This window comes from Prevotella sp. AM34-19LB, from assembly GCF_003468525.1.
Taxonomy (GTDB): Bacteria; Bacteroidota; Bacteroidia; order Bacteroidales; family Bacteroidaceae; genus Prevotella.
In genome coordinates this window covers 1-12,528 of sequence record NZ_QSIG01000022.1, presented here as the reverse complement: position 1 = coordinate 12,528, position 12,528 = coordinate 1, and the positions used below count along the sequence as shown (strand labels likewise).

Here is a 12,528-nt window from a genome sequence, read left to right as displayed (position 1 = left end):
ATGATAGATAGAATTTTAGATAAGTTGGGTATCGAACTCAACGATATGCAGCAGGATGCGATGCAGGCCGTGCTGCACACCGATAGAGATGTGGTAGTGCTTTCGCCTACCGGTAGTGGTAAGACGCTGGCTTATCTCCTGCCGCTCTCGCAACTCATTGATGCCGGCGACGACGAGCCGCAGGCTGTTGTGGTGACTCCTGGTAGAGAGCTGGCGCTGCAGTCTGCCACCGTACTCAAGAATATGGGTAGCGGACTTCGTGCCATGGCTTGTTATGGAGGTCGTGCGACAATGGATGAGCATCGTGTGATGAAGCAGGTGCGTCCACAGATTGTCTTCGGAACTCCAGGCCGTCTGAACGATCATCTTGATAAGGGTAATCTGAACCGTTACCATATCAGATATCTCGTAATTGATGAATTCGACAAATGTCTGGAGATGGGTTTCCAGGATGAGATGAGCCGTCTGGTGAAATCGCTCCCTGGCTTACGCCGTCACTTCCTGCTTTCTGCTACCGAGGCAGAGGAGATTCCTCGTTTCGTACACATGGGCAGAGTAGAGAAGATAGATTATCGGATGGACGAGGAGCAGGTGCCTGAACGTGTACATATATATAAGGTGGAAAGTCCGGTGAAGGATAAGCTGGAGAGCCTGGGTATGTTGCTCCGCAGTTTGGGCGACCAGAGCACCATCGTCTTCCTGAACTATCGTGATAGCGTAGAGCGCACTAATAAGTATCTGGTGGAGCAGGGGTTCTCTACCTCTTTCTTCCATGGCGGTCTGGAGCAGAAGGAGCGTGAGGCTTCACTCTATCGTTTCAGCAATGGCAGTGCCAATATCCTGGTGAGCACCGATCTCGCATCACGTGGTCTCGACATCCCAGACATCGATAACATCATCCATTATCACATGCCGGAAAGCGAGGATGGCTATATCCATCGTGTGGGTCGTACTGCAAGATGGGAGGCACAGGGTAGAGCTTTCTTCCTGTTGGGTCCGGAGGAGCACATTCCTGAATATGTTGATGCAGAGGTAGAGGAGTACGAGATTCCTGCCGTAGAGGAGTTGCCGATGCCGGCAAAGCCAAAAATGGCTACCTTATATATAGGTAAGGGAAAGAAGGATAAGATCAGTAAGGGCGATATCCTGGGCTTCCTTTGCAAGAAGGGCGGATTGAACTCGTCTGAAATCGGAAAGATTGATGTCAACGACCGCTATGCCTATGCGGCGATAGCCCGACCAAAGTTGAGAAGTGTGCTCAACAATGTAAAGGGTGAGAAAATTAAGGGCGTAAAGACCATCGTGGAAGAAGTGCGATGATTTTAATGCCGGTGAAGGCCTCTTCTTGGAATTTGTTTCCAGAGGAGGCTTTTCTGGTTATAAATTGATATTTATGGCATAAATATGCGATAAATATGTTAAAAGCACTGACAAAATGAAAGATTTTTGCCCAAAACGCTAAAAATGTGCAGGAAAATTTGGTGGTTTCAAATAAAATATGTATTTTCGCATCCGTAAATCCATACATTAGGGTTGCTCAGTTGCCTATATGGGTGGATTGCGCTTATACTGTTCCTGCTAACAGGAATGGCATAGTCAGAAAACTAAAATAATTAAACAAGATGAAGAAGTACAATTTTAACGCAGGTCCATCAATGCTTCCACGTGAAGTGATTGAGAACACAGCAAAGCAGATTTTGGATTTTAATGGTTCAGGTCTTTCATTGATGGAAATCAGCCACCGTGCTAAGGATTTCCAGCCAGTTGTTGATGAGGCTGTCTCCCTTTTCAAGGAGCTTCTTGACATTCCTGAGGGTTACTCCGTAATCTTCCTTGGTGGTGGTGCGTCATTGCAGTTTATGCAGATTCCAGCCAACTTCCTCATCAAGAAGGCTGCCTACATTAATTCTGGTACTTGGGCTAAGAAGGCAATGAAAGAGGCAAAGCATTTTGGTGAGGTCGTGGAGATCGCATCATCGTCCGACGCCAACTACACTTTCTATCCACAGGTTCCTAACACTGTGCCAGCCGATTGTGATTACTTGCATCTCACAAGCAACAATACTATATATGGTACCGAACTCCGTGTGGATCCAGACGTGAACGTTCCTTTGATTTCTGATATGTCATCAGACATCATGAGTCGTCCTGTGGATGTTTCCAAGTACACCGCCATCTATGCTGGTGCCCAGAAGAACCTCTCTATGGCTGGTGTTACCGTTATCATCGTGAAGGATGAGATGCTCGGCAAGGCTCCTCGCGAGATTCCTACCATGCTCGACTATCGTACTCACGTAGAGAAGTGCAGTATGTTCAATACTCCTCCTGTAGTTCCTATCTATACCCTTATGGAGAACCTCCGCTGGTTGAAGGCAAATGGTGGTGTAGAGGCTGCTGACAAGCGAGCTCACGGGCGTGCTGAGGTTCTCTATACAGAGATTGACCGCAACAAGCTCTTCAAGGGTACCGTGGAAGAGGCTTCCCGCTCATTGATGAACATCTGCTTCGTGATGAACGATGAGTACAAGGAGCTGGAGAAGCCATTCCTTGATTTCGCTACAGAGCGCGGCATGGTTGGTATCAAGGGTCACCGTTCTGTTGGTGGTTTCCGTGCCAGCTGCTACAATGCACAGACCATGGAGGGTGTTCAGGCACTTGTAAAGGCTATGCAGGATTTTGAAGCACAACATTAATTTTTGAATTTGTATGAAAGTATTAGTTGCAACAGAAAAGCCATTCGCAGCGGCTGCTGTGGAAGGCATTAAGAAAGAAATAGAGGGAGCAGGCAACGAACTCGTTCTGCTCGAAAAATATACAGAGAAGGCTCAGCTTCTCGAGGCTGTGAAGGATGTGGATGCGATGATTATCCGTTCTGACAAGGCTGATGCCGAGGTGCTCGACGCTGCCAAGAACCTGAAGATTATCGTTCGTGCTGGTGCTGGTTATGACAATATCGACCTGGCAGCTGCTACTGCTCACAACGTAGTAGCCGAGAATACCCCTGGTCAGAACTCTAACGCTGTAGCCGAGTTGGTATTCGGCTTGCTGGTATTTGCCGTTCGTAACTTCTACAATGGCAAGGCTGGCTGTGAGTTGAAGGGTAAGAAGTTGGGTATCCTGGCATTCGGAAATGTGGGTCGCAATGTAGCTCGCATCGCCAAGGGCTTCGGTATGGAAGTGTCTGCCTATGATGCCTTCTGCCCTGCAGATGTTATCGAGGCAGCTGGTGTTCACGCCGTAAAGTCTCAGGATGAACTGTTCCAGACTAGCGACATCGTTTCTCTTCATATTCCTGCTACTCCAGAGACTATCAAGAGCATCGATTACAAGACCGTGAACCAGTTGCCTAAGGGTGGTATTCTTATTAACACTGCCCGCAAGGAGGTCATCAATGAGCCTGAGCTCCTGAAGCTTCTCGCTGAGCGTGAGGACTTGAAGTTCATCACCGACATCAAGCCAGATGCTGATGCAGACTTCGCCAAGTTCGAGGGCCGTTACTTCTCAACACCTAAGAAGATGGGTGCGCAGACAGCCGAGGCTAACATCAATGCTGGTATTGCTGCAGCCAAGCAGATCAATGCGTTCTTTGCAGATGGCTGCACCAAGTTCCAGGTAAATAAGTAATTAATCATCCCGAATATATAGCTCATGAAGAGTGCTTTTTCACTGAAGCACTCTTGATGGGCTTTTCGTGTTTTTATTCATCTTGACAAATTTAATATAACATTATGGCAATAGTAAAACCTTTCAAGGGCATTCGCCCTCCAAAAGATTTAGTAGAGCAAGTTGAGTCTCGTCCATACGATGTCCTCGATTCAGAGGAAGCTCGTACCGAGGCTGGCGATAACGAGAAAAGCCTTTATCATATTATTAAACCTGAAATCAACTTCGAGCCGGGTACCTCAGAGTACGACCCTCGTGTTTATGAGAGTGCCGCAGAGAACTTCAAGAAGTTCCAGGAGAACGGCTGGTTGAAGCAGGATGATAAAGAACAGTATTATATCTATGCACAGACCATGAATGGCAAGACACAGTATGGTCTTGTGGTGGGTGCATATGTAAATGATTATATGACGGGTGTCATCAAGAAGCATGAACTTACCCGCCGTGACAAGGAAGAGGATCGTATGAAGCACGTTCGTGTCTGCAATGCCAATATCGAACCTGTCTTCTTTGCTTATCCTGATAATCTGGTGCTCAATGAGATTCTGATGCGCTATGCTGCAACAGAGCCTGAGTATGATTTCGTCGCTCCGATTGATGGCTTCCGTCACCAGTTCTGGATTGTCAGTGATGACAAGGATATCGAAACCATCACCGCTGAATTTGCCAAGATGCCTAGCCTCTATATCGCCGATGGTCATCACCGTTCGGCTGCCGCAGCTTTGGTAGGCGCAGAGAAGGCAAAGCAGAATCCGAACCATACCGGTAAGGAGGAATACAACTATTTCATGGCTGTCTGCTTCCAGGCTAGCCAGCTTACCATCCTTGATTACAACCGAGTAGTGAAGGACTTGAATGGCTTGACATCAGAACAGTTCCTCGATGCTCTTACCAAGAACTTCGAAGTTATTGAGATTGATGCGATTAATGTGAATGTGTCTGGCGATGAGGAGGGTATCCCATGCTATGAGAAGTTTGCTGTTGATGCAGCAATCGAGCAGTTTGGCTTGGATATCCTGAAGCCTGCCGCTCTCCATTCTTTCCTCGTGTATCTCGATGGTAAATGGTACGGTTTGTTTGCCAAGCCTGGAACCTATGATGATGAGGATCCTATCGGCGTGCTCGATGTAGATATCTCTTCCCGTCTGATTCTGGATGATATTCTGGGCATCAAGGATTTGCGTTCTGATAAGCGTATCGACTTCGTGGGCGGTCTTCGTGGACTCGGCGAGTTGAAGCGTCGTGTAGATAGTGGCGAGATGAAGATGGCACTTGCCTTGTATCCTGTCACCATGCAGCAGATTATGGACATTGCAGACAGTGGCAAGATTATGCCGCCAAAGGCAACCTGGTTTGAGCCAAAGTTGCGTAGCGGATTGATTATTCACAAGTTGGATTAATGATTGACGAATTTAAGACTATATCAGATACAGTAGGCGAGGGATATTACACCGAGAAAAGGAGTAAGTTTCTCGCCTTTGCTCACCACGTTACGACCGTTGACGAGGTGAAGGAGATTGTTGCCGGGTACCGTAAGAAATATTACGATGCCCGACATTGTTGTTATGCCTATATGCTAGGTCCGGAGCGTACGGAGTTTCGCGCCAATGATGATGGTGAGCCTTCTTCTACGGCAGGAAAGCCTATCCTGGGACAGATTACGAAAGCCGAATTGACGGATATTCTCATCGTGGTAATCCGCTATTTCGGAGGTGTCAAGCTGGGTACCAGCGGATTGATTGTTGCCTATCGTGAAGCTGCGATAGATGCCTTGGCGCATTGTGAGGAGGTAACGCAGCAGGTAGAGGAAATCGTAACCTATGATTTCACCTATCCGATGATGAATGATGTGATGAGAATCGTGAAGGAGATGAATCCACGCATCGTGGATCAGACTTTCGACAATACCTGTACCATCAAGTTATCCATCAGGAAGAGCGAAGCCGAGCAGTTACGTACTCGCCTGAAGAAGCTTTCCTTCGAATAAAGAAAATGAGGGTGTGGCTTATGACACACCCTCATTTGTATATAATTACTAATTATTTTTTTCTTCCAATTCCTTCTGCAATCGGATGATTTCGTCGCGATACTGGGCGGCCTGCATGAAGTCGAGGTCCTTGGCGGCTTGCTTCATCAGGGCTGTAGTATTGGCGATGCTCTTCTCCAGTTCCTCCTTGCTCATGCTGCGGACGATAGGATCGGCAACCATCGTGGCTGTATCCGGTTCGATATAAACCCGTTGCTTCGAACCTTCGGCACCCAGAACACCCTGAAAACCTTCGGCACCCTTGATGTTTCTGATGCTGGCGGCACCATTGGCTGCCTCTTCCTTGCTGGTAGGCAGTGCAGAGGTGATTGCCTTCTGAATCTGCTTAGGGGTGATGCCATGATCGGCATTGTATTTCAGCTGGATGCTTCTTCGGCGGGCAGTCTCATCAATGGTCTTCTGCATGCTGTCTGTAATATTATCCGCATACATAATCACCTTGCCGTTCACGTTTCTGGCGGCACGACCGGCGGTCTGGGTCAGAGAACGGTGACTGCGCAGAAATCCCTCCTTGTCTGCATCGAGAATGGCTACAAGCGATACCTCAGGCAAGTCAAGACCCTCGCGGAGCAGATTCACACCCACCAGTACATCATAGATACCTGCTCGCAGATCGTTCATGATCTTCACGCGGTCGAGCGTTGCCACATCGCTATGGATATAGGCAGCCTTTACATCGTGGTTCAGCAGGAACTCGGTCAGCTCCTCAGCCATACGTTTGGTAAGGGTGGTGATGAGTACACGTTCATCCCGGTGGGTTCTGGTCAGAATCTCATCGAGCAGATCATCTATCTGGTTCTCGCTTGGGCGGACCTCTATCTCCGGATCGAGCAATCCGGTAGGACGAATCAGCTGTTCTACTACCACACCTTCAGATTCTCTCAGCTCATAGTCGGCTGGGGTAGCACTCACGTAGATGGCCTGATGAATCATACTGTGAAATTCCTCGAAGGTGAGCGGACGGTTGTCGAAGGCGGCAGGCAACCGGAAACCGTATTCCACCAGGTTCTTCTTTCTGGCTCTATCGCCACCATACATCGCACCGATCTGCGGAATGCTTACATGGCTCTCGTCAACCACCAGTAGGAAATCTTTCGGGAAGAAATCGAGCAGACAGTATGGACGCTCTCCTTCATGTCTGCCATCGAAATATCTCGAATAGTTCTCGATGCCCGAACAGTGTCCCAGCTCCTTGATCATCTCCATATCGTATTCCACACGCTCCTTGATGCGCTGTGCCTTGATGCCATCGCCTATGCTCTTGAAGAATTCTTCCTGCTTCACCAGGTCGTCCTGTATCATTCTGATGGCGATTTCCTGCTGCTCCTTGCTGGTTACAAAAAGGTTGGCAGGATAAATCTCATATTCTTCAAAGGAGGCGAGTCGGTGATAGGTGAGGGAATCTACCTCCTCGATGCTGTCTATCTCGTCATCCCACCAGGTTACTCGCAGCACATGGTCGCTGTACGCCATGAAGATATCTACCGTTTCTCCCTTGACACGGAAGTTGCCGCGCTGCAGTTCGATGTCGTTTCTTACATAGAGGGCATCTACCAGTTTCCTGAGGAACTCATTTCTGTCGAGTTGCTGTCCCCTGCGAATCTTGATGATGTTCTCCTGCATGGCTACTGGTCCACCCATACCATAGATGCATGATACGGAAGATACCACGATGACATCTTTTCTGCCTGAAAGCAAAGCGGAAACGGCACCCAGACGGAGCTTGTCGATCTCATCATTGATGGCGAGATCTTTTTCTATATAGGTATCCGTGGTTGGCAGATATGCCTCCGGCTGGTAATAGTCGTAGTAGGAAACGTAATACTCCACGGCGTTATTGGGGAAGAAGCCTTTCATCTCCTGATAAAGCTGGGCGGCAAGCGTCTTGTTATGACTCAGGATAAGAGTCGGCTTGCCCACGTTGGCTATAACGTTTGCTACGGTGAAGGTCTTGCCGGAACCGGTTACGCCAAGCAGCACCTGTGCGGGCTCTCCCTGCTGGATGCCTTCGGTGAGTTGTCGGATGGCCTGCGGCTGATCACCCGTCGGTTGATATTCTGATGTGATTTTAAAGTCCATAATCTCTGTTTTTGGGTGCAAAAATACAAAAAAAACGGCATTAATCGTTATAAAGATTAATTATTTGCGAAAAAATGTATTTTTTCTTTTGATAATAAGCAAATTATCTGTAACTTTGCATCCACAAAAGTAATAATATGAAGAAATCAATACTAATCGCAGCTAGTGTGGCATTGCTTCTCACAGGCTGTGCGAGCGAATATAATCAGGTATATAAGGCAGCAACACCTACCTATAAGTACGAGTATGCCAAGCAGTGTTTTGCACAGGGCAAGTATTCTCGTGCCATTCCTCTGTTGCAGGAAGTTGTGACCATCAAGAAGGGTTCAACTGAGGGCGAGGAGTGTCTTTATATGTTGGCGATGGCTGAGTATGGCTTGAAGGATTACGAAACGGCATCAGAGTATTTCAAGAAGTATTATGCCAGCTATCCGAAGGGACAGTATGCAGAGATGGCGAAGTACTTTGTGGGCGAAAGCCTCTATCAGAATGCACCGGAGCCTCGACTTGACCAGAGTACTACTTATATGGCGATTTCAGCTTCCAGGAGTTCCTTGACCTCTTCCCGGATGCTCATCTCAAGGCTCAGGCTACCAACCGTCTCTTTGCCTTGCAGGATCTCCTGGTAGAGAAGGAGTATAAGAGTGCACGCCTGTACTTTGATATGGGTACTTACTTCGGCAACTGCACCAGCGGCGGCAACAATTACGAGGCTTGCATCGTTACAGCGCAGAATGCCCTCAAGGATTATCCTTACAGCAACAAGCGCGAGGAATTTGCAACACTCATCATGAAGAGCAAGTATGAACTGGCGAAGATGAGTGTTGAGAGCAAGCAGCTGGAGCGCTATCAGGATGCTGAGGATGAATGCTATGGCTTCATCAATGAGTATCCGGATTCCAAGGAGCGTGCCACTGCCGAGAAATATATCGAGAAGTGCAAGGCTTTCGAGAAGGCACATCCTGAGGATACACTCGACAAGCTCGCAGGCGACAACAGATAATGCCCTCACAGCTTACTAGTAGGAAACGATAGATAAATATAGAATAATATATATAGTACTATAAATTATGGATTATAAGAAATCAAAAGCACCAGTTAACACAGTTACCCGTAACATCATGGATCTCTGTGATGATACGCATAACATTTACGAGAGTGTTGCAATCATCGCTAAGCGAGCTAACCAGATCTCGCTTGAGATTAAGCAGGACTTGAGCAAGAAACTCTCTGAGTTTGCTTCTTACAACGATTCTTTGGAAGAGGTCTTCGAGAACCGTGAGCAGATTGAGATCTCTCGTTTCTATGAGAAGTTGCCAAAGCCAACTTTGATTGCTACAGAGGAGTTTGTAGAGAAGAGCATTTATTGGCGTGATCCAAGTATGCCAGTTCACTCTTCTGATGAGGATGAACTCTAAACAAGACAGGTAGAGCTATGATACAGCGTAAACAAACCCTGTTTTTGCTTTTAGCTGTTATTGTATGTGCGCTGGGGCTGTTCTTCCCAATCGGCAGTATAGAGCCAGAGGGAATGGGAACAGACAGTATGGTTTACAATCTGGGTGTGGTGACAGGCGAGGGCGGTCTTGCTATCTCTGCCACCTGCATCCCTCTGTTTGTCCTGCTCAGCGTAACAGCAATCTTATCGTTGGTAACGATATTCCTTTATAAGAACCGCAAGATACAGATGAGTATCTGCAAATGTACCATGCTGCTTCAGGTACTGTGGGTGATAGATTATGTCTTGATTCTCTTGGGTATCATTCCAATTCCAGAGGTTCAGGGCAAGATGGGCTTCGAGTTTGCTGCCTGTCTTCCAATCGTCAGCCTGATACTTGTCGCAATGGCATATAAGGGCGTAAATGATGACGAAAAGCTGGTTAGAGCCGCTGATCGCATCCGATAAAGCCCTGATTCTTAAAAGAAATGCTAAAAAAGCCTATAAAATAGGAGAAAAATTTGTGGGTACCAAATAAAAGTAGTACCTTTGCACCCGCTGTCACGAGATGACAGCATAAAATTCAAACCTCATTAATAATAAATTAAAATTAGATTTTAAAAATGGCAACAAAAATCAGATTGCAGCGCGGCGGTCGTAAGAACTATGCTTTCTATAGCATCGTAATCGCTGACGTTAGAGCACCACGTGATGGTAAATTTACTGAGAAGATTGGTACTTTCAACCCTAACACCAATCCTGCTACTGTAGATTTGAATTTCGAGCGCGCACTCTACTGGGTAGAGACAGGTGCACAGCCAACAGACACAGTTCGCAACATCCTCAAGGGCGAGGGCGTTTACTTGATGAAGCACCTCAAGGGTGGCGTTAAGAAGGGCGCATTCGACGATGCTGAGGCTCAGAAGCGTTTCGACGCTTGGAAGAATGGCAAGGACGCTAAGGTTTCTGCTGTTCGCGAGGGCGACGCTAAGGCTAAGAAGGAGCTGCTGCTAAGGAGCTCGAGGCTGAGAAGAAGATGAACGAGGCAATCGCTAAGAAGGTAGCTGAGAAGAAGGCTGCTGCTGCTGCAGAGGCTGCTGCTGAGACTGAGGCTACAGAGGAGGCTCCAGCTGAGGCTTAATCTTCTAAAAGAATCTTCTTTGGAGATTGAAAAGTATAAAGGTCGATTACTCTTATCAAGGGTGTCGGCCTTTTTTTTATATCCTGGATTTGCGTTAAAGTATTATGGGAAAGACTAAGAAAATGGATGAAAGACTGGATTCTGAAAAGAACAGCTATTCGCATATATTGAAATATACCGGATTGTTTGGAGGAGTACAGGGGCTGACTATGCTCGTTGGCGTAGTCAGGAATAAATTTACCGCTATGTTCCTGGGACCTTCAGGTATGGGATTGCTGTCTCTTTTCAATTCTACTTCCAATTTTCTTTCTTCTGCTTCCAATCTCGGTATTCCTACCAGTGGCGTAAGGGTTGTTTCTGAGGCAGATTCCGGAAACGGGATAGACCAGGCTGTTGCTCAGGTCCGTTCACTCAGTCTGCTTTCTGCTCTTCTGGGTGCTTTGCTTTGTGCTCTTTTAGGACCCTTGCTTAATCTCTTCACTTTTTCGTGGGGAAATCATACCCTGCATTTCATCTTGCTGGCTCCTACCATCTTCTTTACCATATTAGCTGGTGGCGAGACGGCTATTCTCAAAGGATTGGGTAAACTCAAGGCGTTGGCGGTGCAGTCTTCTTTATTGGCGCTTTTGTCTTTGCTGGTTTCTGTACCCATCTATGGCTACTTCGGAGAGCAGGGGATTCTCGTCGTACTTTTTCTGTTGGCATTAGGTCAATGGTTTCTTGCCTTTTGGTTTTCACGTAAGGAAAAGCCGTTTCGCTTGTGCTTTTCCAAGAGCCAGTTGGTTAAAGCGTTCCCGATGGTTCGTCTGGGACTCTCGTTTGTCTTGGCTGGAATGATGAGTAGTGGGGCAGAATTTCTGGTAAGAGCCTTTCTCAATCAGCAGGGAGATCTCGCCGAGGTGGGTCTTTTCAATTCCGGTATTACTCTGGTGCTGGTGTATGGTGGTATGATCTTTTCGGTGATGGAAACCGATTATTATCCCCGTCTTTCTGCCGTAAAGAGTGAGGAGAGTGGTATGGTCGAGGCAGAAAAACGTAATCTGGTTGTAAACAGACAGTTAGAGATGAATATTCTCTTGATGGGTCCCATCATCATTGCCATTATCCTGTTGCTTCCTATAGCCATACCGTTATTATACAACAGCCAGTTCCTGGGTGTCTTGGGTATGACTCAGATTGCTGCAGCGGGGTTGTTGTGGAAGGCGTTTTATCTGCCGCTGGAGTATATACCTTTGTCTAGGGGTGAGGCTCGGATATTTCTGGTTCAGGAATGCTGTTGCGTATTATTGCTCATCGTCTGCGAAATCCTCGGCTATCTATGGTATGGTCTGGATGGTTTGGGAGCAGGTATTGTTGTCGCCTATGTTCTGGAGTCGGTAGGAGTCTTTGTCTTCTGTCGTGCTCATTATGGCTATCGCCTGAGTTTCCTGGCTGGCAGGCATCTGGTGGTTCATCTTCTGAATCTGCTGCTGATAGGAGGTGTAGTTTGGGCGTGGGATGCAGATTCCTGGGGCTATTGGCTGCTGGGTCTTTTCCTGTTCCTGAATTCTCTGGCGTATAGTTTCACGAAAATTCATGGTTCGTTGAAGCAGTAGCAGAGGGTAGGGCGCTTGCTTGGATATGAATCTTATTATTTTCAAATATCATTACAAGTTTCAGAAAACCAAAATAATCTTTAAGGAGAAATATTTCTACCCTTAAGGAAAATATATTTTCCTTAAGGATAATTTTATTTTTCCTTAAGGGAAAATTTTGAATCTCTACTTCCCTTATTTTTCGGGTCTTTAAGTATAAAGATTTGGATGTAGAATTATTCTTACACGATATTGGGTTGTTGCATGTCGATCAAACAAGGGATTAATGTTTTTCCATATCGTTTATATGATCCTTAATTCCGCAACACTATAATTTAACTTTATTTATAAGTTCCTGAGCAACAAAAAGTTGCCCAGGATTTTGCCGTGTCAGATTTTTCACTTATCTTAGTGTTGCAATTAGAAAACAAGCGAAAATCGTAACAAGACATGGCAAAGGTACAAATAAAATCTGAGAAACTCACACCTTTTGGAGGAATTTTTTCAATCATGGAGAAATTTGACTCCATGCTTTCACCCGTTATCGACTCAACACTGGGTCAGAGATGCAGCAGTATCATCGGAT

General features: G+C 46.7%; 9 protein-coding genes and 3 pseudogenes. 11 read left to right on the top strand and 1 reads right to left on the bottom strand.

Going from position 1 to position 12,528, the window contains the following annotated elements; all coding sequences use genetic code 11:
- From DW830_RS08305 to DW830_RS08285, 5 genes are all read left to right on the top strand, one after another.
- A complete protein-coding gene (locus DW830_RS08305) occupies positions 1-1,320 on the top strand; it encodes a DEAD/DEAH box helicase (protein WP_119249542.1) in 1,320 nt (439 codons plus the stop codon).
- Positions 1,321-1,622: 302 nt separating this feature from the next.
- Positions 1,623-2,693 carry a 3-phosphoserine/phosphohydroxythreonine transaminase gene (gene serC / locus DW830_RS08300; RefSeq protein WP_119249541.1) on the top strand — a complete coding sequence of 357 codons (1,071 nt, stop codon included), beginning with the start codon at positions 1,623-1,625 and terminating at the stop codon, positions 2,691-2,693.
- 13 nt (positions 2,694-2,706) lie between these two features.
- Positions 2,707-3,624, top strand: coding sequence for an NAD(P)-dependent oxidoreductase (locus DW830_RS08295; RefSeq protein ID WP_119249540.1), 918 nt, complete (start codon positions 2,707-2,709; stop codon positions 3,622-3,624).
- A gap of 104 nt (positions 3,625-3,728) precedes the next feature.
- Positions 3,729-5,063: a DUF1015 domain-containing protein gene (locus tag DW830_RS08290; RefSeq protein ID WP_119249539.1), complete on the top strand. Its 1,335-nt coding sequence runs from the start codon at positions 3,729-3,731 to the stop codon at positions 5,061-5,063.
- Positions 5,063-5,650, top strand: a complete 588-nt coding sequence (locus DW830_RS08285; RefSeq protein ID WP_119249538.1) for an IMPACT family protein — start codon at positions 5,063-5,065, stop codon at positions 5,648-5,650. The genes DW830_RS08290 and DW830_RS08285 overlap by 1 nt, the downstream gene beginning before the upstream one ends.
- A gap of 48 nt (positions 5,651-5,698) precedes the next feature.
- Here the strand turns inward: DW830_RS08285 and uvrB are convergent, their stop codons facing one another.
- Positions 5,699-7,789 (bottom strand): excinuclease ABC subunit UvrB, encoded by a 2,091-nt coding sequence (gene uvrB, locus DW830_RS08280; protein ID WP_119249537.1) that lies wholly within the window; start codon positions 7,787-7,789, stop codon positions 5,699-5,701.
- A gap of 137 nt (positions 7,790-7,926) precedes the next feature.
- On the opposite strand from uvrB, the pseudogene DW830_RS08275 reads away from it, so the two are divergent.
- The 6 genes and pseudogenes from DW830_RS08275 to DW830_RS08250 all read left to right on the top strand — a co-directional run.
- Positions 7,927-8,792, top strand: a pseudogene (locus DW830_RS08275) (outer membrane protein assembly factor BamD).
- Positions 8,793-8,859: 67 nt separating this feature from the next.
- Positions 8,860-9,207, top strand: a complete 348-nt coding sequence (locus DW830_RS08270) for a DNA-directed RNA polymerase subunit omega (protein WP_119249536.1) — start codon at positions 8,860-8,862, stop codon at positions 9,205-9,207.
- A gap of 17 nt (positions 9,208-9,224) precedes the next feature.
- The gene (locus tag DW830_RS08265; protein ID WP_119249535.1) at positions 9,225-9,695 is read left to right on the top strand and encodes a DUF4293 domain-containing protein; all 471 of its coding nucleotides are present in this window, start codon (positions 9,225-9,227) and stop codon (positions 9,693-9,695) included.
- A gap of 155 nt (positions 9,696-9,850) precedes the next feature.
- Positions 9,851-10,368: pseudogene (locus tag DW830_RS08260) on the top strand (30S ribosomal protein S16).
- A gap of 122 nt (positions 10,369-10,490) precedes the next feature.
- Positions 10,491-11,963 carry a hypothetical protein gene (locus DW830_RS08255; RefSeq protein ID WP_119249534.1) on the top strand — a complete coding sequence of 491 codons (1,473 nt, stop codon included), beginning with the start codon at positions 10,491-10,493 and terminating at the stop codon, positions 11,961-11,963.
- A 429-nt stretch (positions 11,964-12,392) separates the two neighbouring features.
- Positions 12,393-12,528 (top strand): annotated as a pseudogene (locus DW830_RS08250) (IS1380 family transposase); the annotation flags it as partial.